This is a genomic window from Streptomyces sp. NPDC060035 (assembly GCF_042736635.1).
Lineage (GTDB): Bacteria > Actinomycetota > Actinomycetes > Streptomycetales > Streptomycetaceae > Streptomyces.
Genome location: NZ_JBHWVO010000016.1, coordinates 148,683 through 175,059, shown reverse-complemented (window position 1 = coordinate 175,059; position 26,377 = coordinate 148,683). Strand labels below are relative to the sequence as shown.

Sequence of the window (26,377 nt, the reverse complement as noted above, 5' to 3'; positions counted from 1 at the left end):
CACTGACAGCACCCCGCCAGCTGGTCGATGGGACCGGCTTGATGCGGGAGGGCTTCGCCGGAGACGGGTGTGGGCTTCACGAGAGGGTGTCTTGGTCCAGGCGGCAAACAGGTAGGCAGATCTGAGGACATCGGGATGTCGCAGCCGGCACCGGGGTACTGCCCGGCTGCGCGGGAAGGTCCTCGTAGGGAGGGCACGGCCCTACCCACCGGCCGTTCGCGTAGGGACCCGATCCCTCCCCGACGTCGTGGCCAGGCTTACGCGCAGCACACCGCCAACGTCCCCTGAAATTCGCATGGCTGACCTCGGGACGCTTAAGGACGTCGAGCACCCGCGGACGGTGTCGGCTACGGCACCTACACCGCATTACGCAACACCTCACGGAGCTCCGACGATGGAACTCGCATCTCGCGAGCAGCCCCTTGGGGCCGGGTCAGCGGGGGCGCCAGGTGCGGATTTCCAAGTGGGTGATGTGTGCGCCGGGGTGGATACGGCTGGTATCGACGAGCCATTGGTGGATGGCGGCGGTGACGTCTCCGCCGCGCTGGTCGACGCGGCGGGCGAAGTCCGCAGCATCGAACCCGCCGGTGGCAGCCGATCCGTAGGAGCGTTCTTCGGTGTGGTCGGCGCGTTGAATGACGTCGCGGCGGATGCCCGGCGAGTCGGTCCTGCTTCCGGAAGCGTGCAGAAAGCCGGTTCTGGCCAGGCGCACGGTGAACGCGAGGCGTAGGCCCTGGCGGGCGGCTTCGGCGATCAGGGGGCGCAGGCGGACGGACCCGGAAGCGATGGCTTGTGCTCCGGCGCGGCCGGTGCCGGTTCCGGTGGGGGTGATGAGGAGGGCTTTGGTGCGGACGCGGGCTTTGGTGCCGGCGGCTGTGGTGCGGCGGGTGATGTGCCCGGCTGCGATGGTGGCGAGTTCGGTGGTGTCGGTGATGCCCGCTGTCTGGATGGCGGTGAGGACCTGGGTGAGGGCGGGGACGAAGGCTGCGCCTTTGTTCTTTGTGTAGAACTGGGAGACGAGGGAGGCGTCGCGGTTGATGATGCGGGCGATGTCGCGTTTGGTATAGCCGGCTGCCTGTAGCTGGTCGGCGAGGCGGGCCGCTTCGTTGAGGTGCGGTGCGGGCGCGGGGCGGCGGGAGCGGTGGGGCGGCATCAGGGTGCCTCATGGTTGGTCGTGGGCTGCTGGGCGGTGCGGCCGCTGTCTCGCAGGGCGAGGAGTTCGTCTTCGCTGCCGGGTGCGGTGACGGGACCGGTGAGGTGGCCCTTGTTCAGGTAGTCGCCGGGCTGGCCGTGGTAGGGCCATGGCTGAGGTTGGGTGAGGTAGACGGCGTCGGTGCGGAAGGCGACGACGGTGCCGGGCGGGGTGTGGAGGGCTCCGGCGTAGGTGTCGTCGTCGCGGTGGCGCTGGGAGAGGAGTGCGGCGCGGGCGGAGGACCAGATGTGGGCGGCCCATTCGGGGTGGGCGTTGGGGTCGCGGGTGAAGCCGGTGGGGCGTTGCCAGGTGATGGTCTCGTCGTTGAAGCCGACGATTTCGGCGTCGGTGGGGACGTCGCGCTCTGCGGTGCGGGGGGTGGTGCCGGTGACGGTGCGGGGGCGCTGGGCAAAGGCGCCGATGCCGTACAGGAGGATCGCGCGGACGGCCCGGGAGGCGAGGTGGGCGGCGGTGCGTTGTGCGGGGTCGCCGTTGAGGTCGGCCTGGGCGGTGAGGGAGGACCAGGCTTCTTTCAGTTTCTTCGACCAATCGTCGAGTGGTTTGCCGTCGTCGAAGAGGATGCCGTCGAGGATTTCGATTTTCCACGGGCCCAAGGGGTTGGACAGGGCGGTGTGGATTTCGGGTCCGCCGGCCCAGGTGGTGAATGTGGTGCCGGGGGCGGCCGGGTAGTGCCAGGCGCGGTCGCCGGGGGCGGGTGCGGGGAGGATTCCGACGTGGTTCCAGGTGTCGGGGACGGTGACGCGGACGTGCCAGTGCCCGGAAGCGAACAGTGCTTTGGTCTGTTCTTTCTGGGACCAGGAGGCGAACGTGGCGGCGGTGACGCGGCGGGGGGTGCCGACGCCGGCTTTCCAGGTGTGTTTGGCGTAGGCGAAGGTGCGGTCGTATTCGACCAGGGCGGGGAGCTGTTGAGGGACGCGGGGCGGGGTGATGAGTTCGGTGCGGCCCTGCCCGGCCGTCGCGTGGAAGAGGCCGCGGAGCTCTTCGGACAGGACGGGGTAGCCGTCGGCGTACTGGCCCTTGGTGGGGATGGTGCGGGTCCACAGGTCCCGGCCTGTCTGGGAGGGGGAGCCCATGAGGACGGCGTCGGTCCAGTGGCGGCGCAGGGCCTTCCAGAGCAGGACGAACGCGTCGCGGATGATGGCGGGTTCGGTGCCGTCGGTGTCGAACCACTCCCCTGCCGAGCGGATCTCCACATGCTGCTCGCCGTGTTCGCGCTGGTAGCGGCCGACGGGATTGCGGGGGTGGACGAAGTGACCGGCCATGCGGTCCTTGCCGCGGCCGGTGTCGGTGCGCCAGCCCGGGGTGGGGGCGTTCAGCCAGGCTCCGACAGCATCCTTGAGGAAGGGGTGCTGGTCAGCCTGGCGGTGCCAGGGGGCACCTGCGGTGATGTAGATCCGCTCGACGCCGTCGGGCAGGACGTGGAAGACGGTGTTCAGGATTTCTGCGGCACTGGCGGTCGGCAGGTCCAGGCGGACCGTCTGGTCCCGGTGCACCAGCACACCCGTCTGCGTATCCAGGAAGACGGTGCTGCGGGCCTGCTGGGTGAAGTTGGGGTGTGTGGAGGTGAGGTTCGCGGTGTGGGCGAACCACCGGTCGCCATCGGGGCCTTCAGGGACACCGGGAAGGTCGCGCTGCTCTCCCGTCCGCACAGGCGGAGCCAGCGCAGTTGGTGGTGTCACTGCCGGAGGGGTGACGGGTTCGGTTGTGCATTGTTCGGGCGCCTGTGTAGCGGGCCCAGTCACTGCGGTCGGCGCGGACGGCATGTCGCTGGCGCTGACTTCCGAGGGCAGGCCGTACACCGGTTCAGGGGTCGATCGGGTCATGTCCGGTGCAACGGTGCCTGACCGGGCGGGTGGCTCCTCAGCAAGGCCGGTGGGTTCCGGACCTGCCACGGATTGAGGCGTCGGCGGGAGGGGGACGGTCTGTGCTGCCGCTGGGGCGGTGGTGAGCCGGTCAGGGGCGAGGATCGGGGCGATTGCCACAACGTCAGCAAGACTGAGCCCGGCCGCAGGTGCGATCCGCTCGGCCTTCGCCTTCTCGTATCCGGCCAGCGCGGTGATCTGCCGCGCACGGTCCGTCTCCAGCTTCGTGAGCGCGGCCTGGGCTTTCTTGATGTCATCGCGCAGCGCGCGCAGCTCGGCCAGCTGTGCGTTGTAGGTCTTTGCGTCCATCATGATCCCTCGTGCCCGCAGGTCAGTTGGTGAGGCGGTTACCGGTGGAGACGTAGGCGATCGCGCCGCCCGAATGCGAGATGAGGCGAGCGCCCAGGAGGAGGTCAGCCACGTTCCGGTCCGTTTGCTGTGGGGCGGTCAAGTGCTTGACGGGGGTGGCGAGGTCGGCGACGTAGCCGGCCAGGACAGCGTCCGGAAAGGCGTGCCGCCCGCCCTCACCTTTCTCCCAGGTGTCCAGACCGATCAGGACAGCAACGACGTAGCCCGACAGAGTCACCGGCAGCACTCCCCCGGCAGCCACACTGGCAGCATCGCAACGCCACCAGCCCCTCAAGGCCTTGAGGAGGTCGTCGGGTCCGAGGCCGGATGCGTATCCGATCCATTGCCGGTCGGTGTCTTCGACTTGGCGTGCCGCGTCGACACGCAGGACCCCGAGCTCTTTGGCCTCCAGGCGGTGCACGGGAGCCTGGGCGCGCTCCTGCAGGGCCTGGACGACCCAGAGAGGCGTCATCACGCGGACGCCACGGTGGGAGAGGCCGGGAAGCACGCCTGCGTTGACGAGGCGGCGGAAGGTCGTGACTGCGCAGCCCAGTTCCTCGGCGGCTTGTCCCGTCGTGAGCAGCATGGTGCCCTCCTCGGGGTCCGGGGGCGTGCCCTGCTCGTGGACGGTATCGACACACGCCCTCTAATGCAACCCTGATCTGATATCTGAGTTGGCATGCCGTAAGGGGTGGAGGTCCGACGGCTACGCGTTGCGGTCTTCCCTGAGGTGGCTGAGTATGCGCGGCAGCGAACTGAGCGAAGAGGAAGGATCGGGCCGCGCACCGGGCCTGCTGCCGGCCCGGCGAGACCCTGAGGTGGGTCAGACGTGGCAGCGCACGTTGACGAGCAGCGTGTCGGCGGGCAGTGCGAGGAGATAGGACTGGACGCTCTGGTGCCTCTGGCCGACGTCCGGGTCGTGGCCGCACCCGGCGCCGCTGTGGCACGCACCGTGCAGGGGCGCTTCGTTCAGTTCGTACCACCATCCCCCCAGCGTCAGCGCGTTACGTGAGGGCAGAACGCTGAACTCATAGGTCGCGATGTACTCTTCACGGCTGCGTTGGCCGATACCGACGGGGTCCCAGCCGAAGGAGAAGTGGTCTGCAATGTCAGGTCGGGCCAGTGTCGGCGCGATCTCGGTCCAGGCGCGGACGGCTGGCTGCGCCCGGTAGTCGGCGGCCTCCTGCGACGTCTCGTACAAGGTTCCGGTGCCTGCCACGGCGAGGTGACGGTAGTAGAACACCGACTCGTCCTCCGCGGCCGGATGGCAGGAGGCAACCTCCCGCCATCGATCCCAGACCCGGCCCGCGTGCTCAGCGGCCTCCACCCGGAGGGCATCCCCGAAGTCGATCAGCCCCCTCGGCCCACCCGCGCACATTCCAGGCAGACCGGGCTCCAGCGTGCCGTCCCAGTGGGGACGACCGGCGATCAGCCCCGGGTCGTCCTCGTAGCCGGCCAGCACCGGCAGACCCACGACCCCGCCGCAAATCCGGAAGTTGTCCCACACATCCCGCTCGACCGCCCCCACCCCGTCTCGCGCGAAGGGCGACATCGCCTCCGAGACCGCCTCATCCACCCGCCCCGACGCCGAACCCGGCAAGCACACAATGGGATCGACATCCCAGCCATCCCGGGATCGTAGGCAAGAACATCACCGCACGTCACCCTGGTTCACGGTGACAGGGACAGGTAAGGGATCGAAACGGTAGAGGCATTCCGGGCTGCGCACCAGGAGGGCGTGGGAACGTCACGGTTGGGCGTCTCCGAGCATAGGAGCGGGGCAGGGCGAGCGCGGTGGAGGCCGTCCAGTGTCCGCAGAGCGGGCGCAGGCCGTCGAGGTCGCCCTGACCGAGCTTCGCCGGGCCCGTGGGTACGAGCGCGGCCTGGCCGCGCGGCCGGCCCGTATGCACGGCGGCGGTGCGAGGACGTGGGGAGCGGGCCGCCGCCGACGCCCGGACCGCGTACGCAGCCGAGCGCGAGGCGCAACGGCCGGCCCCGGAGCAGGACCAGCTGCACCGGGCCGCGCTGCCCACCGTCCGGCCATCGGCCCGGCGTCCAGCGTCGGGCCGATGAAGGGAGCCAGCGCAGCGCCGCCCGCTTCCCCGAGACCACGCCACCACCAGCCACACACCCACCAACACAGCAGGACAGCCCAGACAGAAGAGGGGAAGTCTGAGCACTCACCACCCGAAAGCCGCGCCGCCCCTGCCGGCCCCGGCCCGGGTCGTCACCGAGGCCGGGGCCAGCTGGAGCGCTCCGCAGGCGACTGCGCAGCGTTCCGGGCAGCGGCGCTCGAGGGCCTGGCGTTGGCCGCGGTTCGGCATTCCCAGTGTTCAGCGCCGCTGATCTCCCGGTGGCAGGGTGTCAGGGCCCGGGGCGGGTGTCTGGTGTTTGACACCGGCGACGGAACTCCCGCCCCGGGCGTCTGTGCGCGTTGCAGGTGTTTGTCGTGCAGCCGCCACGGCCGTATGCCGACCCTCTACGCGCCGCACAGCAGATTCAACAAGGGAATGTTTCCAGTGGTCACGGCGATGCGGATTGTCGTGGTGAGTAGCCGGGCGGAGGAGTCTGCGCGGCCATTCACGGACGGGCATCCTCGGAGGCCTTCTTCCGGTCCAAGCGCCGCTGTGCGCTGTCACACTGGCCCCGCGCGGGTCGCGGCAGGGCGACGCCGAAGGGAAGGAGCTGATCGCGGGATGTCCCGATGGATAGTGCTGGCCATACCTGTTGGCGGTATAGCAGAGGCAAACACGGAAGCACGTACCGTCACGGAACTCGAAGGCAGCAGCGAAGAGGCCAAGGCTGCTCTCCTGCAGGCGGCGCACACATACACGCACAACCGCTGGAAAGTCCGCCGCCGCGAGATCTACCAGTGCTCCGACCGTTCCTACCTCCTGCGCCTTCAGGGGCGTACCGGGACGTACAACTACCTCGTGCAGCTTGCCGAACTGGTCCATGACTTCGCTGCGGAGCCAGTGGGCCCAGCCCCCGGCTGAACATCAGTCCCCCACCGCCCCTGACCTACACCGTGGTGAGTAGCCAAGCGGCCTCTGACCAGCCGTGGTGAGTAGTCGACCGGGAAACTCACCACGGTCTGCGGGTGCCTACACACCACGGCTGCGCGCACTCACCACGGGCTCACCACGGCAGGTCAGAGGCCTGCCGGCCGGTCAGTCGTTGACGACCTGGACCTCGCGGACGTCGGCGGTGAACGGTGTCTGTGGGGGCTCGGTGAATTGGCCGCCGTCGTTAGGTGGCCCAGCCGATGGAGGAGACGTTGCTTTACGCGTCGTATTCGGAGCCGATGTCTTCGATGATCTGATCCCAGATCGCGTCGAGCTCCGCCAGGTCCTCGTCGAGCCAGGCGTCGACGGCGCGGTCCCACGCGCCGCGGACGTTGATGCTGCGGCTGGCCACGTCCCGCTGGTGCTTGCGCTCGACCCCGGTCTGGTCGACGGGGTTGATCTCGACCCGGGTTCCACGGCCGTTGTTGTTGAGGCGGTGCTTGACGTCGGTGGCCACGTTGCGGCGGCGCAGATCCCAGTAGGCGGCGTCCAGCCGGGTGCGGTTGGCCTTGTTGGGGGTGCGTTCCTCGGCGAGCCAGGCGATGAGTGTGCGGGAGGCAACGTGGATGCCGCCGCGGTCCATGGCTTCGTATCTGGCGTCGGTTTTGGTGAGGTAGCGCAGGCGTGCGGCGAGGCCGCGGTCGCGGCACAGTCTGGAGAACCCCCCGACGGTGTCCGGACCGCTGTATAGCATCGCTACCGAACGTACTTGGAAGGCTTTCTCATGACCCGCGCCACCCCGCCACGTCCCCTCGACGTGGAAGCGGCTTTCCCTGCCCTTGCAGCTCACCGGCGCACAGCCACCCGGCTGCACCCCCGTCACGGGGCTCCCAGGGCACAGGAAAGTTCGGTGGCGGGCCCCCTGCTGTGGCCGGCCGACGAACCGTGGCCGGTGTGCACGGCCGTACACCCGAAGGGCACGGGCCACCTCCTCGCCGACGTGCGGCTGCGCCGTCGGATCCAGGAGGACGCTCGGGGACGGGAGTACACCGAGGAGGAACAGCGCCTGCTCGACGGCATGACCAAGGGCAACCACGTCTCGGGTCTTCATGACGACGCCCCGTTGCCGATGCTGGCCGTTGCCCAGCTGTACGCACGAGAGGTTCCGAATCTTGTGGGACCCGAGGGCCAGGACCTCCTGCAGGTCTTCTGGTGCCCCTTCGAGGTGCACGGCGACGACCGCACCATCGACGTCGTGCTGAAATGGCGGCGCTCCGCCGACGTCGGGGCCGTACTCACGCCGCAGCCCGAGCCGCCGGTGGCCGGCCGCGCGGAATGCGTGCCGACCATGTGCGTCGTGCACCCGGAGCAAGTCGTGGAGCACGAGTACCTCGGGCTGCTGGACGAGGAACTTCAGGAGGAGATCGACGAGTGGGAAGAAGGGCTCCTCGACGAGGAAGAGGAGGACGAGGACGGTTCTTCCTCTCCGGCGAGCTACGCGACGTATGAGGAGTACGAGGCGGCGATGGCCGCGGCCCGGGCCGGGGAACCGGAAGAGATCGACTACATGAGCGACCTGTCGATCGCCCCCGGTTGGAAGGTCGGAGGCTTCGCCTCCTGGCATCTGACCGATCCTGCTCCGGTCGACTGCCAGGTATGCGGAACAGCGATGCCACCCCTGCTCACCGTGGACAAGTGGGAGTGCGACGGCGCCTCACGCAGCTGGCTACCGGTCGAGGACCGGGATGCCGACAACGACCCACGCGTACTCGACCCGGTCGGTGTCTACCTCGGTCGCGGCCTGATGCGCGTGCACACCTGCCCGACCGATCCGGCCCACCCACACCGACTGAGTTTCCAGTAGACCGTCCAGGCCATGAAGTCGGGCGACGTGACCAACTCGTCATGGCCCACGGGGGCTGCTGCAGTACCAGCGGGCGCGCGCCTCGGCGTCGGCCGCGGCCAAGGTGGAGGACCGCAGTACCGATTGTGTGAGTTCGTGCAGCGGCCGGCGTGGTTACGTCGTCGGTGGGTTGCCGTCGGGGTGAAGGCACGGTCCAAGAATCCCGGCGACCGGCCGACCCGCGGCTGAACTCAGCCTCGGCCGCGCAAGGTTGGTCGCTGCCCAGGCCACGGCTGTCGCGCCTCGTCCTGAGGAGCAGCCGACCCTTGTGGCCGACCTGGTGAGCCTCCACTGGGAGTTGCCGCACGAGGACCCCCGGGGTGGGCTGTCGCCCCGCGGGGGCGCCGGCGCGTGAGGCTGGTCGTTGCAGCCGCGCTGTGGGATTCTCTCTGCGCAACAAGTACGGCAACTTCGATCCAGTGCTCTTCGTCGGCCTGCCGGGCGGCGCCGGAGGGGTTCCGATGCCGCGCCTGAGGCGCTCCGGTCGGTCTTCTGCGTGATGATGCACGGGAGAGTCATCGCCGCAGCAGACATGAGCCGGTGCCATGCCGCAGAGCCGGCTCGAAAGGGGCGGCAGCCATGCGTACCTCCGGAACGAAGAGATCGACCGCCGCCGCACTCGCCGCGCTCACGCTCGTCATCACCGCGGCCTGCGGCAGCTCGGGCGGAGGGAAGACAACTCCCACGACGGCATCCGCACCACGCGCCGACGTCCTCGCGGTGAAGATCGACAACGTGGAAGCCGCCCGGCCGCCGACCGGACTCGAGAAGGCCGACATCGTCTACGTGGAGCAGGTGGAGGCAGGCCTCAGCCGCATACTCGCCGCCTACTCCTCCGACGTGCCGTCCGTCATCGGCCCCGTACGCAGCGCTCGCGAGACGGATCTGGAGCTTCTCCGGCAGTTCGACGAGCCCACGCTCGCGTACTCGGGCGCCCAGTCCGCCCTCCGGCCATCGATCGAAGCGGCCCCCCTCGACGCGCTGCCGCCGTCGAAGGCACCGGACGCCTATTTCCGCAGCGGGGACCGCGCCGCACCGCACAATCTGTACCTGCGCCCGGGGAGCATCCCGCATGGCGCGACCGGGGTGAACGCGGCCGAGGACATCGGGCTCCGCTTCGCTGCGCCGCCCCCGGGCGGCACCCCCGTCAACAAGCGCACCGTGTCGTACCCGTCGGCACGGTTCACCTTCACCTGGGCCGCGGACCGGGACCAGTGGCTGGTGAGCATGGACGGCACCCCGGCCCGTACGGCCTCCGGGGACCGGCTCGGAGCAGCCACAGTGGTCCTGCAGGATGTGGACGTGCAGCCTTCGCGCTTCCGGGACCGAGGGGGAAACACCTCGCCCTTCAGCGCCACCGTGGGGTCCGGCTCGGCGGCCGTCCTGCGTGACGGCAAGTCGTACGACGTGGCATGGGAGCGGAACACCGCCGAGTCGACGACCGGCTTCACCACCGAGGACGGCGAGCCGATGACGTTCGCGACCGGCCAGGTCTGGATCGTGCTCGTACCGAAGTGACGCGGGGCCGCCGGAGTCCGCACAGCGGCCCCGGTGACGGCGAAGCGGCCCGGCTCAGGCGATGTCGATGATCGTGCGCAGTGCGAGGCGTTCCTGCAGCAACAGGGCTGGACCCGTCCCCGCAATCCTGACTCCAAGCACACCGCGGTCCACCCTGCGGACGTTGCCAAGTGGCGCGAGCGGTGGGATCTGCTGCTGGCTCGGCAGGCGGGCTGGACCGGCAATAGGCGCCCGGGAGGTGGCGGGGGCTATCAGAACGGTCAGGGGTCCATGTGATCATGGAGTTCTCTACGCTCAGTAACCACAAAGGACGGCCTGTCCGCGCTGCCATTTTGCCTGCTTGAACCCTCCAGGATGGCAGTGCAGGGTGGATCCATGACATGGACAGCGCCACCGGTCGAGCGCACCAAGCAGCTAGGCGACCTGGGTAACGTGACTGAGCGTCACATGTTGGAGGGTTGGCTGAGCTGGCACCGGGAAACGTTGCTGGCCAAGTGCGCCGGGCTTGAGCCGGCCCAATTGGCGCGGACGACCGTGGAGCCGTCGAACCTCACCCTCCTTGGCCTGGTCCGGCACATGGCGGAGGTGGAGCGATGGTGGTTCCGGCGAAGCTTCGCAGGTGAGGCTGTCGGTGATGTCTTCACTGGCCCGTCAGATGGCAATGAGGGACTCGACGGAGTTCACGCAGCCGATGCGGAGAGAGACTTCGGATTGTTCCAGACCGAGGTCAAAGTGTGCGACGCGGTGGCGGCCGGGCACGACCTCGACGAGACCTTCATGTCCTCTCGCGGAGTCCCCCTCAGCCTGCGCTGGGTCTATGTGTTGATGATTCAGGAGTACGCCCGCCACAACGGCCACGCCGACTTCCTGCGGGAGCGGACCGACGGGGCAACGGGTGACTGATGCTTCCTTCGCGGGCCGGTCCGGCAGCAGGTGCCCGACGCGGGCCACCTGCTTGACTGCCACCGCCGCCGCGTCCCCGACCGGACTGTGTTCGAGCACGTGGTGCTCGCTCTGGTCCACGGCTCGGGCTACGAACGGGGCTCCAGCCCCGGATGCTTTGACCGGACCATCCGTCAACGTGTAAAGGAGTGGGCTGACCAAGGGATATTCGAGGTGGTGCGCGGTCTCGCTCTGGAAGCGTACGACCGGATGATCGGCCTGGAACTGGCCGAGATATCCGTGGATGGTTGCATCACCAAGGCCCCGTGTGGCGGCCAGAGTGCGGGCCGGTCCCCGGTGGACCGTGGGAAGCAGGGCCTGAAACGCTCGGTCGCCACTGATGCCCGCGGCGTCCCGCTCGGCCTAGTCGCGGCGGGAGCCAACCGCCACGACTCGCCCCTGCTCGGACCGACTCTCCACGCAGCCATGGACCAGGTCGGGCCACGGCCGGACGACGTGAACGTCAACCTCGACCGGGGCTATGACGGAGCAAGGGCAATGGCGGCTGCAGAGGGTTGCCGCATCTCGACGATTACACGGACGTGAGCTTGAGCCAGCGCCGCCCGTTCGCCGCGACCACAGACCAGCCCCACATCCAGAAGCGGGCAGCCAGGAGTCACGGGGAATTCTGAGCACTCCCCACGGGAAAAGGGTGCTCCCACCAGCACAAACGCACGCGGCCGGACTTCAGGGGTGCAACACCCTGCGCAACGTCGTGCGCAACATCCGTTGCCGCTGAGCCGAAGCGCGAGGGCTGTCATCAAAGCAATTTTGTTGGCACCGAGATCGAAGGCACCGGACCGCTCATGGCCTGGTACGTGTGTGCAGGGCAAGCGCGCCGGCAAGCGCGAGCGCGCCCGATCCGACCAGCGCGAGCGTGCCTGGGGAGCTGACCACGCGGTATGGGCCGATGGCCAGTACAGAGCGCCGTGCCTGGATGGACAGCGCACTTCCGGTGCTCTGGATGGACCCCAGCGACACCAGGGACATGGCGGAGCCGATCGAGCCGACGGACATCGAAGAGCCGATGGACCCGATGGACAGCGCGCTGCCCACCGAACCGATGGACAGCACGGACCCCACGGAGCCGATGGACAGGAATGAGTCCTTCGACCACAAGGAGAGCGAGGAACCCCTGACTGGTCGGGAGAAAATATGCGCCATGGGGTCATTGTGCCGCGCGAGGGGCCAAGGCTGGCGTAGCCGGTGACAACAGCTTCGCCGGTTTCTCGCTGGTGACAAGCAGCGTGCTGATCCCATGACAACAAGCTTGCCTCGCCGAGGCGGAACCGCAGGTCGACGTCGTCCCCGTTGGAGCACACGTACGGCGGCATTCGCCTCACGGTCCAAGATCGGCGGGACAGAACCTAGCGGTTCGGGTAGTAGGCCGGGAAGCACACGGCGCCGTCCGCGCCGCAGATCTCGGTCTCCGGAATCTGGCGCGAGTGCTTCTCGTAGGACTTCTCGTAGGAGATCAGGCCCAGCTTGCGGCCCGAAGCGAAGGTCACGACGGCGTCGTGGACCGGGCCCGCCGCCTCTGGCGCCGCCCCCTTGTAGTCGTACGGGCCGTGATCACCCTCGACGACGGCAAGGAAGACGAACAGGCTGGGCTGCTCGCCGGGCTCCTCCTGATACGGCTCGCCCGTCGTCACGTTCAGGACGCCCTTGCGCGGCCAGCTCTCCGGCAGGGACCCGCACTCGATCCGGGCCAGCCCTTCGCGAACGATCGCGGAGCAGTACGTACGGTCGTCCTTCATCCACAGGAGCTCACCGGCGTCCGGCGCATCCCGCCGGATCACCGCTACGAACTCGTCAGACGGCATCTCGTGGAACGACAGCGAGTTCATGCTCTTGCGGACCGACGCCAGCATCGGTCCGTCGGCGACCGTGGGCCGCGCCGCCCCGACCGGGACGGCGGGCCCCGACGAGGATGCCGGCTTGGGCGGCGAGGGCGACGCAGTGGGTGAGGCCTGCGCCCGCTGCGACTGCGGCGGCACGGATCCCGGCGGCGGAGCCGCCGTGCACGAAGTCACGGCCAGCAGTGCCAGTCCGTACCCCGCTCCGTGCGCGACGAGCCTGCGCCCGTGCATGTTGAGCCCCATCTGCCCCACCCCCGTGGTCGAGCCCCCGCGCCCCTTGAACGGGGCGAACCTGTCGAAGCGTATCGCTGGTGACACGCCTGTCATGAACGGCTCAGGAGCAGGTGCTGACAGCATGCCCGGCCCAGCAATTGCTCCCAGGCCGTCTCATGCGTCAGTGCCCGTCGAGTCGTCGATGTTCCGGTCAGCGCTCTGATACATCCGCGGGACCTTGCGCCACCCGCCGAGGCGGGGCGGGCGCTGGTTCAGTTCATGCGCCGGCCAGTACGGCGCCCAGGATCATGCCGCCGATCAGTCCTACGGCGCTGACCACGATGGCGGGCACGGCGAGCTGCTCGTGCCGGACGGTCTTGGCGATGATGGCCAGTATCAGGCCGATCACGCCGAAGACGATCGGCAGGAAAAGGAGCGAGATCACTCCCAGCACCATCGCGATGATGCTCAGCACATTGCCGCTCGCCGCGCGCTGCCCGGTCGGTTGGTTGCCGTACTGCGTCGTCATCTGCCACTCCTTCGGGGCGATCACCCTGAGACCTGATCCCGAAATGGACCAGCCCACCCCACGGGTACCCGCAAGTCCTTTACAAACGCCACGACTTGACCGCCCATATCCGGAGGCTGGGGTTCAGAGGCTGCGGGCGTCGATGTCGCCCCGGGAGGTGGTCGCCCTGATGGTCAGAGCGGCGGCGCCGTCGGTGTTCTTGAGCGTGTTGGTGATCCGGCCGTATGTGGTGCCGGCGTCCAGGGATGCGGAGACGCCGCGGGCGGCACCGACGGTGATGGCGCCTTGCTGGGTGTTCAGCGTGAGCGTGCCGCGCACGGCCTCGGTGACGGTGACGTCGCCGCGCTGGGTGCTGATCTCGCCGGGGCCGTTGAGGCGGCCGACCGTGATGTGGGCGTCGAGGCCGGCCAGGCGGGCGCTGTCGGCCTCGTCGAGCCTGACCGAGCCGTGGCCGCCGTCGAAGGCGACGTCGCCGAGCCGTCCCACACTGCGGAACTCGGCGGCCGCGGCCTTCGCCTCGACGCGGGAGCCGGAGGGCAGTTGAACGGTGACCTCGACGGAACCCGAGTTGCCGAGAAGGCGGTTCTTCGCCTCCGGGGCCTGGATACGCACGACACCGTCGGCGTAGGTGACCTCGGTCTGTTCGGCGGCCTTGACGTCGCGGCCCTTCGAGGCGTCCGCGGCCCGGACCTCGACCGTGGTGTCGGTGCGGTCTGCGGCGATGAACTGGATACGTCCCGCAGGGATCTCGAGGACAACCTGGACGGCGGCGGGGGTGTCGAACTTCTGCATCATGCTCTCCTTCATCTGCGGTGCGAACCCTCCGGCCCGCTCTTTCCGATAGAAGAAACGCTACGTTGCATTCACCAGTCTGGCAACGCTTCAATTGCATCAGAATCCTGGAACCGCAGACCAACGCACCAAAGTTGATGCAATGACCCTCGCGACTAACGCAACGACTCACTCTCAGCGCGTTGCAATGAATTGGGAACGAACGCTACAGTCGACACACCGGGCACCACGAACACCGGCAGATCGCGCAGGGACCGGGACGGACCCGCCTACAGCCCCCTCCCCTGCGTACTTGATCCCCGCCTCGCGCTTCCGGGCCGCCTCGTTCTCCGCGCCTCCGGGCCGTCCAGATCCCGAACGAAACGGCCTATGCGGCACGCTGAAGTGCTGCTATCGCCAGCAAGGCCGGCCATTCACGAGAGCGACGCCGGCCTGCGAAGAGGCGACACCGCCCGCAGGATCTCCCACAGGGACGGGATCCATTCGCCCACGCGCCAGGGTGTGCGGGTCGACCAGATGCAGACGCTGGGCCTTGGCGAAGTCCACGGCGGGCGCTGCGGCAGGGGCAGGGTGGGGCTGGCGCGGGCGGGCGGGTGCAGGGCTCTGGACACCGGCGTGGGTGGTGAGGACCCGGTGGTCGCATGCGACACCAGATGGGCGAGGTCCACCGGCAGTTCGGCGTGGTGCACCACGACCACGTCCGTGCCGGTGCTGCGATGCAGGGCCACCAGGTCCGCCCACACCCCCAGCCCGAAGCGGTGGGCCCGCAGAATCGTCACCTGGCGCACGGCCGCGGCCCTGAGGGCGGCGACGCCCGGCCCGGCCGTGTCCCTAGCCCCAGCGCAACCGGCCCCAGAGGCGATAGGCGCCCGCCGAGCACCACCGGATCGCCACCCTTATCACCGGCCTGCAAGCCCTCGCCCGCGGCGACGCCCGCGCCGTGCCCGAACGCGCCACCGTCGACCTCCGGGCTCCGGCTCGCTGTGCACAACCTTCTCGACAACGCCGCCCTGCACGGCCGTTCCCACGGCACCGTCGCCACCACGCCGCGATCCGGACCACTGTCAGCGACGGCGGCCCCAACATCCCACCCGACCAGCGCCAGGCCATGAAGGAGCGCTTCACCCGTGGCGCGCGTGCGCGAGCACCCGGCTCCGGCCTCGCCCTCGTTGAGCAGCAAGCGCAGCTCCACCACGGGACGCTGCATCTTGGGCAGAGCCCCGGAGGTGGGCTCGGCGCGACTGTCAGCGCTGTGCGAACTGTGCGGCGACCTCGGGCGAGCCGTGTCACCACCGTCGTCAGCGCAGCGCAGCGCGCCCGCGCCGCGGTCCAGCGCCCAACTGCTCGCCCGTCTTCGGCAACCGGACCCCCGGCGCCAGGGCCCGCCCCGGCGCTCGATGCGAAGGAGATCCTGGCGGCAGCACAGCGGTGCACGTGGGCCTGCACCGACCCGGGCAACCCGTACGAGACGAACCGAAGTAAATGGCGGGGCCCCGGTCGAGACGGCCGGGGCCCTCGCCTTGTGGTGTCCTGCTTGGTGGAAGACCGAGGTGCGCCCGCCCACCGGGCGCTCGCCTCAGCCGATCGCCACGGTCACGCCGTTGGTGACAACGATCAGCCATCGCGGGTGAGGGCCGGCTCGTTGGTGGCCAGTTGGGGCCAGCCGTTTCTGCAGCCGTTGGCGCAGCAGGAGTACTGGGGCCCTTCCGGAAGCCGCAGGTCGGAGCCGTGGGTGAGGATGAAACAACCGGGAACCGTGTCCGGGCCGCGCGCAAGGCAAGACGCGCGCAGCACGATCCAGCGCCATCCTGACGGGCCATCAGCCCGCTAAGCCCCGAACAAGCAGTCTGACCAGCACAAATGGAAAAGCCGCTGCTGGAGTACTAGGGCCTGTTTCTTGGATCATCCATTCCCCATCTGGCCGGTGCCGATGCCTCTTCGAAATTGTGATGGAGCCGTACGACACGAGGTCCCTGTGCCGACACGTTAGCTCTGGCGGATCTTCGCCAATTTGTGGGCCCTGACCTGGCTTTCAACGATGGCACGCAGGTCCTCGGCGTTGTCCGCCTTCTTGCTCAGGGAAGCAATCCATACCTTTCCGCCGACCCAGTCCAGCGGCAGCCTGTGCTTAGGCCACTTCTTCACCAGGTCCCGAGCAAGTTGCAGCCCCTCCTCCGCTAGGTCCCTGTCCCCACTCGCTGACGAGATGAGGATGCTGTCCTCAACCTCCCCTACTGCGGGCCAACTGCCCATACTGTGCTGGGCTACCGCGAAAGCGTGCAATTCGGTGACGACGTCTCCGACGGGAGGCGGAACATCGAGACTCAATCTGGCCTGGCCAGCAAGGCGCCGGGCGGCGTCGAGATAATCCTCCGCATGGTCGGTGAACCTGATGGCTTCCGGCATCCCCGATCTTGACGCCAAGCGTTGGCCAAGTGCCAGAGAGACGGCTGGGAACGGTCGCGTCAATGCGTGAATGTGAGCGGTCGGGAAATAGGCGTCACCCGAAGTGGAACGATCAAGAGTGATCCCCTGGACCAAGGGCCCAACCCGGCGCAACAGCCGCAAAGGACGCCAAATGTCGAAGCCGTCGAAGACTCGCGCCCAATCCGCCGTTACCTGCTTGGCGGTCGCTGCATCCGTTTTCATCATGGCCCTACCTCTACGGTGATCACCCCTGTAGTGCAAGAATCTACCTTCGTTGCACGTAGAGGCTGGAGCAGGCCATGGTTCTCGGTTCATGCTCGGAGCCAGATCATGAGGGCCGCGAAGGTGACGGTGCCGAGGTAGATGTAGGCGCGTTTCTCGTAGCGGGTGGCGACGGCGCGGAAGCCTTTGAGGCGGTTGATGGTGCGCTCGACGATGTTGCGTTTCTTGTAGCGCTCGCTGTCGAAGCCGGTGGGCCGACCGCCTCGGGAACCTCGGTTCTTCCGATGTCTCTGCTGGTGAGACGTTCGGGGATTGTGTGCCGGATGCCGCGCCGTCGCAGGTAGCGGCGGTTCTGCCGGGACGTGTAGGCCTTGTCCGCCAGGCCATGGTCGGGCCGGGTGCGAGGCCGGCCGACTCCGGCTCGCGGCACCGAGACCTGCTCCAGCACCCGCTCGAGCTGAGGTCCGTCTCCGTAGTGTCCGGGTGTCAGGACGAAGGCGAGTGGCCGGCATCGTCCCTCGGCGACGAGGTGGATCTTGGTGGTGAATCCTCCGCGGGAACGTCCCAGACATTCGCCGATCTGACCACCTCCTCCAGACGGACGGCCAATCTCCGCAGTACCGGATCGACCTGGTTCGTCCCCCGCTTGGCCCCCCTTTGAGGGACGGCCGCCGGGGGCGCTTTCCTCGCACCGGCGGCATGCTGGTGGGCTCGCACGGCTGTCGAGTCCACTGACACGTCCCAGTCGATGCCCCCCTCGGCGTCCTCGGCTGCCTGGATGCGAGAGAGCAGCATCTGCCATGTTCCATCGGCTGACCAGCGACGATGCCGTTTATAGACCGTCTCCCACGGCCCGAACCGCGCCGGCAGATCCCGCCACTGCACACGTGTCCGCACCCGGTAGAGAACCCCGTTGATCACCCGGCGGTGATCGCTCCACCGACCTCCACGCGCACCACCAGGAGGTAAGAACGGCTCCAGCCGATCCCACTCCGCATTCGTCAGATCTCCACGGCCCATACAGCCAGCCTGGCGCCAACACTCTGCCCAGGTCAGGAGATCCGAGAAACAGTGCCTAGCTGCGAGCAAGGTCAATCGCCGATACGGTGCCGTCGCCCTTGTTGGCGACGTAGACGCGATTACTGTGGGGTTCGAAGGCCACGCCTACCGGTTGGGATCCGACTGGGATCGTGGCGCTCACGGTGCTGGACATGGCATCGATCACCTTCACCGTGCCGTCGGAGTGGGTGACGTAGGCGTCTCCCCGCGAATCGACCGCCACACCGATCGGTCTCAGTCCGACGTCTATGTCGGCGGTGCCGCCGGTAACCATGTCGATCACTGACACCGTCGTGAAGCCGGAGTTGGCGACATAAGCACGGCGTCTCGGGCGATCGAGCGCAATACCCATGGGATGCTGTCGGACCGGGATAGTAGCGATGACCCCGTTGGTCGCGGCATCGATCACCGACACCGAGTTGAAGTCGGGTTGCGTGACGTAGACGCGGTGATCTACAGAATCAACTGCCACACCAAGGGGACCACGGACATCGATGAATTCGTGGGCAGCGGTGGGGGGCTCGCTACTCATGCCAATTATCGACACCCTGTGACGACTGCGGTTGGTCACGTAGGCGCGACTCAGGAAATGATCGACCGCCACCCCCACCGTGTTGGGTGCTGGGTCAAAAATTGAAGGCGGGCCTCCGACGTTGATGGTGGCGACGACGGTGTTGAATCTGTCGATCGCTGACACGATGCCACCACCGCTGTGGGCGACGAAGACACCGAATTGAGGGTCGGTTGCCACGCCCTCCGGGTGGGGCCCGACGTTGATGGTGCCGGTCACAGTGTTGGTCAAAGCGTTGACCACCAGCACCGTGCCATCACCGCTGCTGGCGACGAAGACTTGGTCATGGACATCTACCGCCACACCGACCGGTCTCGTCCCCACAGGAATGGTGGCGACGACACATAGTTCTTCAACGTTGGACATTTTCACCAACATCTTTCGTTGATTGCGGCTATCCGGGTAGACCGAGCAGGAGGCCGCCGAGACCTTGATGCAGGCGGCGACCGAGGGCCCGGCGTTCACCGCATCGGGCGCGCGACCCGCATGACGTGACTCGTCTCTGGCTGCTTCGGCCGGCCAGACCCCGCGTTACTCGATGCGGCACCCGCTGAGCCACCCTGAGGCATGCCCCCTGGCCGCACCCTCGGTGCCGGCCCTCGGCCGGCCCCTCCCTCACCCGCCATGCCCCGTCGGCCCCGCCTCGCCGCCGGGAGCTCGCTCCCGGGACTCCGCCACAGGGCGGCCTCCGGCTGAGGCGCCGTACCCTGCCTCGGGTGAGGCATGCGTGCCCGCTGGGCAGCCGCCAACGAAAGATCAGACCGACGATCAGACGCTGCGAAGCAAACGGCCTCGGCGACGACGATGGAAAATGCTCGGTCAGAGGGAGTCGACGCAGGGGCCGTTGGCCGCAGCCCCACTGGCGCCATCGGATGCCGGTGAGTCTGGTGACGGTGAGGGCCGGAGGCGCATGCGCCCCGATGGGACCTGCCACAGATACCCACTTCTCATAATAGGCGGCGCGCGGGTGGGCTACCACTGGGCATCAAGGGCTCGAATCACTGATGGCATCAGGACGCCACCGCAGGTCAGAGGGCTGTCGGTCATAACCGGGACGGCCAGGCCGTCCTGGCCGGCGGGGACGGACACGCTATGACCCGCAGGACGGATCGGTGTACATGGTGCGGTGCGACAGCGGGCGGGGTGGTGTCCCTTCCACGCCAGATGCCCCACCGGCGGAGGCGGGTCGATGAAGTCTGCAGGAGCGCGTGTCCGCGTGTCCGAAGGCAAGCGGCAGCGGGCCAACGAGGTGATGAACACGATGCTTCCCCGCGCGTCACCGACCGCGCACCGGCCCGGCCGGTCGTTCAGGTCCGGCCCGGCGATCGCGAAGGCGGCGAACCGGTGGTTGCGGGCTGCGTAGTCGACGATGCAGCTACGGACCTTATGCGGTACTGAATTTCGCGGAGGCCCGGCCGGAGGGCTCTCATCAGGTGACCAGGATCGGTGAAGGCGGTGTTGGCCTGGCCCGGCACGCAACACCCTGTTGCGCCTGCCCTGCATCTCGGTTTCCGCGGACCACAGCGACCGGGATGACAACCGAAGCTCTCCGGCAGGACGGCGTGGTTGAAAGACCTCCCCCAGGCCGGGAAGACGGCTCACCAACACGGTGGCGGCATGGCCCGGTCACCAAACGACCGGCCGTGCAGCGGTGGTCAGCGCAGGGCAGCAACGAGCTCTCCGAGTGGTGCGGTGAGCTCGGGGCGGTCTCCACGTGAAGCGGACTGCAGGAGGCCGGGGCCGCGACAACCAGCTGAGCAGCCCTGAGTGTTCGGGAGTCGAGGACATCACCGAGCGCCGCGTGGATGCGGCGGCGCGGCACATTTCTGGACGACGCCCGCCGAGGAGCCGACAAGCTCAGCGGCGCGAGGCGCTGACCACACTCAACGTGCGCCGGACATGAGGGGGATGCCGTGATCACCGCCGTCGTGGCACTCGGGCCCGGCTACCGGAGGGGGCGGCGAAGCGGCGTTCACGCGGAAGGTGGCTACCCTGGCTACATCGCGAGGGAAGCCCGCACCGTCGTACCGGGCGGGCCCAGCGAAGCAGTCGAGGGCTGCGCTGTGTCCATACGGATGATTCCCGGCCCAGCCGGGAATAGCGGGCACGGGTGGCTGTTGATCACACCATGACTTCTGAGACGCGTGAGGCATTCGGACGGGTCGGCATCTGGAGCAGTGCCCTGCACGGGTCGCGGGCGGACGACGCGGGCAAGGGGGCGATCGCGGAGGCGGTCGCCGAGCTCGAAGAGCTGGGGTACGGCACTCTCTGGATCGGGGGCAGCCCCTCTCCCGACGACGCCGCGGCTGTCGTCGCCGCCACCCGCACGGTCACCGTGGCCACCGGCATCCTGAGTATCTGGGACCACACCGCCGAGGAGGTGGCGGCGCGGATCGCGGCGATCGACGCGGGCGGGCGCGGGCGATTCGTCCTCGGCCTGGGCGTCAGCCATGGCCCGATGGTGCCGCAGTACGCGAAGCCGTACAGCGCGATGGTGGCCTACCTCGACGCACTCGACTCCGCGACCCCGCCCGTGGATTCCGCACGTCGGGTCCTGGCGGCGCTCGGCCCGAAGATGCTGAAGCTCGCGACCGGCCGGGCGCTGGGCGCACACCCCTATCTCGTCACCACCGAGCACACGGCGGAGGCGCGCGAGGCGCTCGGCCCCGACGCGCTGCTCGCCCCGGAACTGTCGGTCGTGCTCGACACCGACCTCGACCGGGCCCGCAGCACTGCGCGGAACATGCTGGGGATGTACCTCCGACTGCCCAACTACACCGACAACCTGCTGCGTCTGGGGTTCGCGCAGAGCGACTTCGAGGGTGGTGGCAGCGTCCGTCTCCTCGACGCCCTCTTCGCCCTGGGCAGCGCGGAGCGCGTGAGGGCCCGGACGCGGGAATACCTCGACGCCGGCGCCGACCACGTCGCGCTCCAGGTGCTCACCGCCGACAAGGGCGGCGCCGGCCTGCCGCGGGCCCAATGGCGTGAGCTGGCCGGGGTCTTCGCCGACGAGCTGTAGAGGACGACTCGCACGGCCGGCCGGACCGGGGGCCTGGACGATGGTCGTACCGGGTGGTGATGCCGTGCCACTGCTTGAGCTGGTGATGCAGCGCTCGACGGTGGTGCGCTGTTTGCAGGCGGTCTTGTCGAAGTCCATCTGCACCCGGAGGCGTCCATGGGAAGGCCCCCGCTCTACCGGCGGCCCGACGAGTTACTCGCGCACCGGCTCACCCGCGCGGGCGTGTCGAACGTCGAGCTCGCGCGCCATCACCACCCGGGCCGTCGAAGTCGGCGAGCGGGGCATCGGCACGGACGAGAGTCGCATACGGCGGTGGGCTGCCCTGGCAGTCCGGCGTGACCTGCCGGCCCGGGTTCCGGGGAGCGGGCCTTCTCCAGCACCGGCTTGAACTGAGTCGGAGTCCGCCCGCTGCCCACCGGTGACGGCCAGGGGACAGCCGGCGGCGGCAGATCCGCGCTCGGACGGGCTCGTTGGTGGACCGTCGCGGCGAACTGCCCAGGCGCCTTCACCTCGGCCAGGCGGGCGAGCTGGCGGGCCCGCGGATGCCGCCCGCGTTTGGTGATTCAGCGCTCCCGGCCGGCTTCTTCAGAAAATTCACGTTCGGGATGTCACGTTCTTGCCGCCCGGCTGCACTAGGAAGGGCGGTGCTCGTTCACGGCATCGCGAACCAGGAGCAGACAGGAGCACAAGGGTGGATCCGGTGTTGGTCACGAGCGTGGCGATCGTGCTCATGGGGGCTGTCAGCAGCGCCCTGCGGTTCGCTCGGAAGCGGCTGGAGCAGGAGGTGGGGCGCCATGTGTCCCGACTGCTCGCAGACCACGCTCAGAGCAGCCTGCCGTCACGTTCTGCGGGCTGCGGCAGCAGCTGCCTGGCGGAGGCCGGGGTGAGCCGTCATGGAGGACGCGGCCAGCGCTGAGCTTCGGGTCGGCGATCCACTGGAGCAACTGCGTCCTGCGGACCTGCAGGGCCGGGATCTGGCCGAGGATCTGCACCACGCCGAGTATCCCGGCCTCGTGCGCTTCCTGCTGCTGCACGGAGCCTCCTGGAACGAGGCCCAGGACGCCGCCCAGGACGCATTCACTCAGATGTGCCGGCCGGGAACGAGTATCCAGTACCCCAAGGCGTGGCTACGCAAAGTGGCCTGGCGTTCCTGGTTACGACAACAGGTGCGGGAAGAGCCCTGCGAGGAGGTTCCGGACGCGCCGACAGCACACTGGCAGTCTCCCGCGTATGCCGTGGAACTCGGGTCCGAGGAACGGCGCGTGATGGAGCTTCTGTTGACGTTGCCGGCCAAGCAGCGCGCTGCGATGGCATGGACGCTGGATGGGTTCACGACGCAGGAGAGCGCTGAGTCGATGGGGATCACGCCTGAGGCTGCCCGTCAGAACCTCTCCAGGGCAAGGGCAACGCTCAAGGAACGGCTCGGACTTGAGGGGTTGGGCAACAGGATCGTGGAGGAGGAGCGATGAGCAGCGACCGGGCAGCCGAACGTTTCGAGGCTCTGCTGGCGCGTGCACACGAACAGTTGGGAATCGCTGTCTACGACGGTCTGATGAGCGCCGGCGGACCGCCGGAGCTGCGGGATCCGGACCAGATGCTGGGCCGCTTGCTGGCGTCTGTGCATCGCCGGACGGGAGATGCGGTGGTGGGACGTCTGGCCCGCAGCCGGAGGGGACCCAGCGAACCTGCCGGTGTGGGCAGGGCGGCACCGGCTGAGGGACTGCTGATGCGGCGCTCGGCATCGGTCCGGCTCAAGTATCGCGAGCAGGCGATGAACTGTGCTCGGCAGTACTGGCCGCTGGATGTGGTGCAGGTGATGGGTGCTGCGGTGGACGCGGTGCAGAAGCTCATCGCCGGCCTCGAGGAGGAGATGCTGCCGGACGCGACCCGTGACAGGCTCCTGCGGGTGAGCAGCAGCCTGGGCCGGGTACTGGCCCTGCCGCAGCATGTGCAGTTGCCGCCGGCACTGGGCGGTTACGACTACGTGCAGGAGGTGGAGGACTACTTGTCCACCTGCACGTGGCGACTCGTGGCGCAGGCACGCCGCTCCAAGCAGCTACTCGATGGCGAGCTGGCCCCCTACTTCCATGCGGCGGAGATCTCGTGGCTCGGCATGCTCGAGGTGTCGCAGGACCTGGGGGACGATCTCGACATGGCGCACAGGGAAGCCCTGTCCCTGTCCAGGGCCGTGGCTGCGGTCGAGGAGGCCAGCACCGATTTCCGGGGAGCTGACCTGCAGTTGGTGGACCTGGACGGCGTCGATCTCGAAGGCATCCGGTGGGACGCGTCAACCGGCTGGCCCCCGGAGTGGGAGAAACGGATCTGGAAGGCGTCACTCGCCGCCGGCACAGGGCAGGGGGAGCTCATTGTCGGCGCGGAACCCAGTGACAGCACAGTGCCTGCGGACATCTGACCGGGTTCAGCCGGTGAGCCCGGCCCATGCCTGGCCCGCCACGACGTCCACGCAAGTTCGCGGCGCTTGCCGGTACCGGCATGACAGGCCAGTCCCTGTGGGCGGCGAGGGCTTGAGCACCATGGTGTTGCCGGCCAACAGGGCCGGGGCGACCTTCCACACGGCAAGGACGATCGGGAAGTTCCATGGTGCGATGGCTGCCACGACGCCCAACGGCCGTGCAGCCACTTCGGCGTAGCCCTGGTCGTCGTTCTGCACGATCTCGTGCGGTAGTTCCATGTCCGCGTAGTGGCGCAGCCATGCCGTCGCGGCCGTGACTTCCTCGCGCGCCTGGGCGAGCGGCTTGCCCTGTTCCGTGGTGATGAGTCGGGCCAGCGGTTCGACTTCCGACTCAAGGGTGTCGGCGGCCGCGCGAAGGGCGTGCCGTCGGGCTTTTTCGTCGAGGCTCCAGGCCGGGTATACCCGGGCGGCCGCGGCCATCGCCGCGTCGAGCTGTTCGGGTGTGCATTCGGGTGCCTGCGCAAAGATCTCTGCGGTGGCCGGGTTGCGTACGCTGAAGTGCCCCGCTCCTGCCACTGCGGCGCCGTCGATCGTCATCGTGAGTTCGCTCAAGGTGTGTCCTCATGTCCGGCTGATACCAAGGTGCCTGGGGTGGAGGGCTGCTGGCGGGGGTGCGGGAGGCGGTCCGTTCACGGGCTTGCCGGGGGTCCGCCCTTGTTCGGGGTGTCCTTGGGGCGTGTCCGGTGCGAGCCGAACCTGTCCGACGCCTGGTCGTGTTCCGTGGTCGCAGGAGGGGTTCCTGTGCGGCGCTGCGGGTGGGTGGTCGGACAGGTTCCGTTTACGAGCGGGCACTGTTCAGTGGGTGGCGAGGCTTGGTTCGTTCACGGCTGTGCTCTTGCGGCGCTGCATGCCGGCGAGTGTCAGCAGGAATGCGAGCAGGGTGACGCCGGCTGCCGGAATGCCCAGCCACACGGGCGAGATCCATTCCTGGAGGAGCCCGCCGAGGGCTCCGCCCAGCGCGACGCCGAGGTAGATGGCCGAGGAGTTCAGCCCGAGCAGTACGGGTGTGGCGGCCGGGGCGTGGGCGACCAGGCGGTGCTGCTGCAGGACGGTGGGGACGCCCACCAGGACACCCCATGCCGCTGCCCAGACGAAAGTGGTCCCGAGGTTTTCGATGGCGGGCCGGCTGACCAGCAGCACGATGGTGAAGATGACGAGGGCGCCGAGCAGGAGCCGTTCGGCGGGGTAACGGTCGGACAGGCGTCCGGCCAGGAGGTTGCCACCCAGTACCCCGAGTCCGTAGACGAACAGTACCCAGGTGAGTGTGGCCTCGGAGCCGTCGATCGTGTCCTTGAGGGCGGCTCCGACATAGGTGTACAGGAGGTATGCGCCGGTCAGGGCAAGCATGGTGACGGCCAGGGTGCCGAGTACCCAGCGTTCCTTGAGCGGTTCGAGTCGGGCGCGGAAGGTCGTGGAGGGCAGCATGATCTTCGGGAGGGCGAAGGCGACGCCGAGGGCCGCCACGATGCCCAGTGCGGCGACTGCCCACAGGGTCACGTGCCAGTCACTGCTGCCGATGAGGGTGCCCAGGGGAAGGCCGATCGCGCTGGAGAGCGTCAGGCCGCCCAGGACGAAGGCCAGTGCCCTGCCTCGCTGTTCGGGCGGGCTGACGACGGCTGCTGCACTGGAGGCGGTGGAGGTGATGATGCCGGCGCCGGCCGCCGTGATGACGCGGGCGGTCATGACGGTGGCGTAGGTGGTGCCCAGCGCCGTGGCGATGTTGCCGATGGCGAAGACGACCAGGGCGATCATGAGTGCCTTGCGGCGGTCCATGGAGCTGGTGGCCCAGCCCAGGACGGGGGCGGCGACGGCGAGAGTCAGTGCGAAGGCGGTGACCAGCTGACCCGCGGTGGGGATGCTGACGTCGAGGTCTTCGGCGATGGAGGGAAGAAGGCCGGCGATGACGAACCCGTCGGTGCCGACGGCGAACGTCGCCAGTGCCAGGGGGATTAACCGCTTGTACACGATGCACTCTTTCCGCTGTGGAGGGTGTGGATTGGCTTCGAGAGTGGCAAAGTAACAAACATGTTGATGGTTGTCCACGCATCAACATGTGGGTTAGGGTGGCGGCATGACTTGGCAGGCGGGCCGGCGATGCGCGAACTGATACAGCCGGCGACCGAAGAGATTCAGCTCGTCGAGATCTTTCACGCTCTCGCCGATCCGGTACGCCTGCAGATCGTCGCCCAGCTGGCGGACAAGGGCCGCGACAGTTGTTCCGGCGTGGGCGAGAGCATCGACGTACACCGGACGACGATGTCCCACCACTACCGGGTGCTGCGCGAGTCGGGGGTGACGTGGACCGAGCTGGAAGGCCGGTCCAGGTTCGTCAGTCTGCGACGCGAGGATCTCGACGCCCGGTTCCCGGGTCTGCTCGACGCGGTACTGGCTCAGCTGCACTGATCTGGGCCGCGCCGGCCGG

The 26,377-nt window shown here is 68.3% G+C and carries 24 protein-coding genes and 2 pseudogenes; 11 read left to right on the top strand and 15 right to left on the bottom strand.

Translation table 11 applies throughout. From position 1 onward, the window contains the following. Positions 1-433 precede the first annotated feature (433 nt). The 4 genes from ACFWBQ_RS24865 to ACFWBQ_RS24850 form a co-directional block, all read right to left on the bottom strand. On the bottom strand, positions 434-1,153 hold the full coding sequence (locus ACFWBQ_RS24865) for a helix-turn-helix domain containing protein (protein WP_385493215.1): 720 nt from the start codon (positions 1,151-1,153) through the stop codon (positions 434-436). Continuing rightward, entirely contained in the window at positions 1,153-3,384 is a 2,232-nt protein-coding gene (locus ACFWBQ_RS24860; RefSeq protein WP_385493949.1) for a hypothetical protein, read from the bottom strand. The genes ACFWBQ_RS24865 and ACFWBQ_RS24860 overlap by 1 nt, the downstream gene beginning before the upstream one ends. 22 nt (positions 3,385-3,406) lie before the next feature. After that, positions 3,407-4,009, bottom strand: a complete 603-nt coding sequence (locus ACFWBQ_RS24855) for a helix-turn-helix domain-containing protein (RefSeq protein WP_385493184.1) — start codon at positions 4,007-4,009, stop codon at positions 3,407-3,409. 237 nt (positions 4,010-4,246) lie between these two features. Further along, positions 4,247-4,975, bottom strand: coding sequence for a hypothetical protein (locus ACFWBQ_RS24850; protein WP_385493163.1), 729 nt, complete (start codon positions 4,973-4,975; stop codon positions 4,247-4,249). Between the two features lie 1,144 nt (positions 4,976-6,119). Between ACFWBQ_RS24850 and ACFWBQ_RS24845 the strand changes: the two genes are divergently transcribed. Further along, the gene (locus ACFWBQ_RS24845) at positions 6,120-6,419 is read left to right on the top strand and encodes a hypothetical protein (RefSeq protein WP_385493144.1); all 300 of its coding nucleotides are present in this window, start codon (positions 6,120-6,122) and stop codon (positions 6,417-6,419) included. A 286-nt stretch (positions 6,420-6,705) separates the two neighbouring features. Here the strand turns inward: ACFWBQ_RS24845 and ACFWBQ_RS24840 are convergent, their stop codons facing one another. Continuing rightward, a complete protein-coding gene (locus ACFWBQ_RS24840) occupies positions 6,706-7,182 on the bottom strand; it encodes a transcriptional regulator (protein ID WP_385493135.1) in 477 nt (158 codons plus the stop codon). Between the two features lie 156 nt (positions 7,183-7,338). Between ACFWBQ_RS24840 and ACFWBQ_RS24835 the strand changes: the two genes are divergently transcribed. The 4 genes and pseudogenes from ACFWBQ_RS24835 to ACFWBQ_RS24820 all read left to right on the top strand — a co-directional run. After that, a complete protein-coding gene (locus tag ACFWBQ_RS24835) occupies positions 7,339-8,292 on the top strand; it encodes a hypothetical protein (protein ID WP_385493109.1) in 954 nt (317 codons plus the stop codon). Positions 8,293-8,910: 618 nt separating this feature from the next. After that, a complete protein-coding gene (locus ACFWBQ_RS24830; RefSeq protein ID WP_385493084.1) occupies positions 8,911-9,849 on the top strand; it encodes a DUF3048 domain-containing protein in 939 nt (312 codons plus the stop codon). Positions 9,850-10,224: 375 nt separating this feature from the next. Next, positions 10,225-10,752 (top strand): DinB family protein, encoded by a 528-nt coding sequence (locus tag ACFWBQ_RS24825; protein ID WP_385493072.1) that lies wholly within the window; start codon positions 10,225-10,227, stop codon positions 10,750-10,752. Positions 10,753-10,797: 45 nt separating this feature from the next. Beyond that, positions 10,798-11,337: pseudogene (locus tag ACFWBQ_RS24820) on the top strand (transposase); the annotation flags it as partial. A gap of 258 nt (positions 11,338-11,595) precedes the next feature. On the opposite strand, the gene ACFWBQ_RS24815 reads toward ACFWBQ_RS24820, so the two are convergent. The 5 genes from ACFWBQ_RS24815 to ACFWBQ_RS24795 form a co-directional block, all read right to left on the bottom strand. After that, positions 11,596-11,955, bottom strand: coding sequence for a hypothetical protein (locus tag ACFWBQ_RS24815; RefSeq protein WP_385493061.1), 360 nt, complete (start codon positions 11,953-11,955; stop codon positions 11,596-11,598). Between the two features lie 203 nt (positions 11,956-12,158). Next, on the bottom strand, positions 12,159-12,968 hold the full coding sequence (locus ACFWBQ_RS24810) for a hypothetical protein (protein ID WP_385493049.1): 810 nt from the start codon (positions 12,966-12,968) through the stop codon (positions 12,159-12,161). A gap of 172 nt (positions 12,969-13,140) precedes the next feature. Beyond that, positions 13,141-13,392, bottom strand: a complete 252-nt coding sequence (locus ACFWBQ_RS24805; protein WP_385493035.1) for a hypothetical protein — start codon at positions 13,390-13,392, stop codon at positions 13,141-13,143. 123 nt (positions 13,393-13,515) lie between these two features. After that, positions 13,516-14,184 carry a DUF4097 family beta strand repeat-containing protein gene (locus ACFWBQ_RS24800; protein WP_385493031.1) on the bottom strand — a complete coding sequence of 223 codons (669 nt, stop codon included), beginning with the start codon at positions 14,182-14,184 and terminating at the stop codon, positions 13,516-13,518. A gap of 413 nt (positions 14,185-14,597) precedes the next feature. Next, positions 14,598-14,963 (bottom strand): hypothetical protein, encoded by a 366-nt coding sequence (locus ACFWBQ_RS24795; RefSeq protein ID WP_385493023.1) that lies wholly within the window; start codon positions 14,961-14,963, stop codon positions 14,598-14,600. Between the two features lie 161 nt (positions 14,964-15,124). Here ACFWBQ_RS24795 and ACFWBQ_RS24790 point away from each other — a divergent pair, with 161 nt between their 5' ends. Then, complete coding sequence (locus ACFWBQ_RS24790) at positions 15,125-16,015, top strand: ATP-binding protein (RefSeq protein WP_385493015.1); 891 nt, start codon at positions 15,125-15,127, stop codon at positions 16,013-16,015. A 155-nt stretch (positions 16,016-16,170) separates the two neighbouring features. Here ACFWBQ_RS24790 and ACFWBQ_RS24785 read toward each other — a convergent pair whose 3' ends face one another. From ACFWBQ_RS24785 to ACFWBQ_RS24775, 3 genes and pseudogenes are all read right to left on the bottom strand, one after another. After that, entirely contained in the window at positions 16,171-16,836 is a 666-nt protein-coding gene (locus tag ACFWBQ_RS24785; RefSeq protein WP_385493010.1) for a hypothetical protein, read from the bottom strand. Positions 16,837-16,922: 86 nt separating this feature from the next. Next, a pseudogene (locus ACFWBQ_RS24780) lies at positions 16,923-17,853 on the bottom strand (IS5 family transposase). 55 nt (positions 17,854-17,908) lie between these two features. After that, on the bottom strand, positions 17,909-18,829 hold the full coding sequence (locus ACFWBQ_RS24775; RefSeq protein WP_385493007.1) for a YncE family protein: 921 nt from the start codon (positions 18,827-18,829) through the stop codon (positions 17,909-17,911). An 850-nt stretch (positions 18,830-19,679) separates the two neighbouring features. Between ACFWBQ_RS24775 and ACFWBQ_RS24770 the strand changes: the two genes are divergently transcribed. The 4 genes from ACFWBQ_RS24770 (at position 19,680) to ACFWBQ_RS24755 (ending at position 23,895) form a co-directional block, all read left to right on the top strand. Then, a complete protein-coding gene (locus ACFWBQ_RS24770) occupies positions 19,680-19,826 on the top strand; it encodes a hypothetical protein (RefSeq protein ID WP_385493005.1) in 147 nt (48 codons plus the stop codon). Positions 19,827-20,591: 765 nt separating this feature from the next. Beyond that, positions 20,592-21,482 (top strand): TIGR03620 family F420-dependent LLM class oxidoreductase, encoded by an 891-nt coding sequence (locus tag ACFWBQ_RS24765; RefSeq protein WP_385493002.1) that lies wholly within the window; start codon positions 20,592-20,594, stop codon positions 21,480-21,482. Between the two features lie 893 nt (positions 21,483-22,375). Next, positions 22,376-22,951, top strand: a complete 576-nt coding sequence (locus tag ACFWBQ_RS24760; RefSeq protein ID WP_385492999.1) for an RNA polymerase sigma factor — start codon at positions 22,376-22,378, stop codon at positions 22,949-22,951. Continuing rightward, entirely contained in the window at positions 22,948-23,895 is a 948-nt protein-coding gene (locus ACFWBQ_RS24755; RefSeq protein WP_385492992.1) for a hypothetical protein, read from the top strand. The genes ACFWBQ_RS24760 and ACFWBQ_RS24755 overlap by 4 nt, the downstream gene beginning before the upstream one ends. Before the next feature lie 6 nt (positions 23,896-23,901). Here ACFWBQ_RS24755 and ACFWBQ_RS24750 read toward each other — a convergent pair whose 3' ends face one another. Next, complete coding sequence (locus ACFWBQ_RS24750; protein ID WP_385492989.1) at positions 23,902-24,507, bottom strand: aldehyde dehydrogenase family protein; 606 nt, start codon at positions 24,505-24,507, stop codon at positions 23,902-23,904. A 243-nt stretch (positions 24,508-24,750) separates the two neighbouring features. Next, entirely contained in the window at positions 24,751-25,920 is a 1,170-nt protein-coding gene (locus tag ACFWBQ_RS24745) for an MFS transporter (protein ID WP_385492977.1), read from the bottom strand. 129 nt (positions 25,921-26,049) lie between these two features. On the opposite strand from ACFWBQ_RS24745, the gene ACFWBQ_RS24740 reads away from it, so the two are divergent. Beyond that, positions 26,050-26,358 (top strand): ArsR/SmtB family transcription factor, encoded by a 309-nt coding sequence (locus tag ACFWBQ_RS24740; protein ID WP_385492974.1) that lies wholly within the window; start codon positions 26,050-26,052, stop codon positions 26,356-26,358. The last annotated feature ends 19 nt before the right edge of the window (positions 26,359-26,377 follow it).

Excerpts from the sequence above, each read along its gene's own strand:
- ACFWBQ_RS24865 (WP_385493215.1), bottom strand. The coding sequence starts at position 1,153 with ATGCCGCCCCACCGCTCCCGCCGCCCCGCGCCCGCACCGCACCTCAAC.
- ACFWBQ_RS24860 (WP_385493949.1), bottom strand. The coding sequence starts at position 3,384 with ATGGACGCAAAGACCTACAACGCACAGCTGGCCGAGCTGCGCGCGCTG.
- ACFWBQ_RS24855 (WP_385493184.1), bottom strand. The coding sequence starts at position 4,009 with ATGCTGCTCACGACGGGACAAGCCGCCGAGGAACTGGGCTGCGCAGTC.
- ACFWBQ_RS24850 (WP_385493163.1), bottom strand. The coding sequence starts at position 4,975 with ATGTCGCCCTTCGCGCGAGACGGGGTGGGGGCGGTCGAGCGGGATGTG.
- ACFWBQ_RS24845 (WP_385493144.1), top strand. The coding sequence starts at position 6,120 with ATGTCCCGATGGATAGTGCTGGCCATACCTGTTGGCGGTATAGCAGAG.
- ACFWBQ_RS24840 (WP_385493135.1), bottom strand. The coding sequence starts at position 7,182 with ATGCTATACAGCGGTCCGGACACCGTCGGGGGGTTCTCCAGACTGTGC.
- ACFWBQ_RS24830 (WP_385493084.1), top strand. The coding sequence starts at position 8,911 with ATGCGTACCTCCGGAACGAAGAGATCGACCGCCGCCGCACTCGCCGCG.
- ACFWBQ_RS24825 (WP_385493072.1), top strand. The coding sequence starts at position 10,225 with ATGACATGGACAGCGCCACCGGTCGAGCGCACCAAGCAGCTAGGCGAC.
- ACFWBQ_RS24815 (WP_385493061.1), bottom strand. The coding sequence starts at position 11,955 with ATGGCGCATATTTTCTCCCGACCAGTCAGGGGTTCCTCGCTCTCCTTG.
- ACFWBQ_RS24805 (WP_385493035.1), bottom strand. The coding sequence starts at position 13,392 with ATGACGACGCAGTACGGCAACCAACCGACCGGGCAGCGCGCGGCGAGC.
- ACFWBQ_RS24800 (WP_385493031.1), bottom strand. The coding sequence starts at position 14,184 with ATGCAGAAGTTCGACACCCCCGCCGCCGTCCAGGTTGTCCTCGAGATC.
- ACFWBQ_RS24785 (WP_385493010.1), bottom strand. The coding sequence starts at position 16,836 with ATGATGAAAACGGATGCAGCGACCGCCAAGCAGGTAACGGCGGATTGG.
- ACFWBQ_RS24775 (WP_385493007.1), bottom strand. The coding sequence starts at position 18,829 with ATGTCCAACGTTGAAGAACTATGTGTCGTCGCCACCATTCCTGTGGGG.
- ACFWBQ_RS24765 (WP_385493002.1), top strand. The coding sequence starts at position 20,592 with ATGACTTCTGAGACGCGTGAGGCATTCGGACGGGTCGGCATCTGGAGC.
- ACFWBQ_RS24760 (WP_385492999.1), top strand. The coding sequence starts at position 22,376 with ATGGAGGACGCGGCCAGCGCTGAGCTTCGGGTCGGCGATCCACTGGAG.
- ACFWBQ_RS24755 (WP_385492992.1), top strand. The coding sequence starts at position 22,948 with ATGAGCAGCGACCGGGCAGCCGAACGTTTCGAGGCTCTGCTGGCGCGT.
- ACFWBQ_RS24740 (WP_385492974.1), top strand. The coding sequence starts at position 26,050 with ATGCGCGAACTGATACAGCCGGCGACCGAAGAGATTCAGCTCGTCGAG.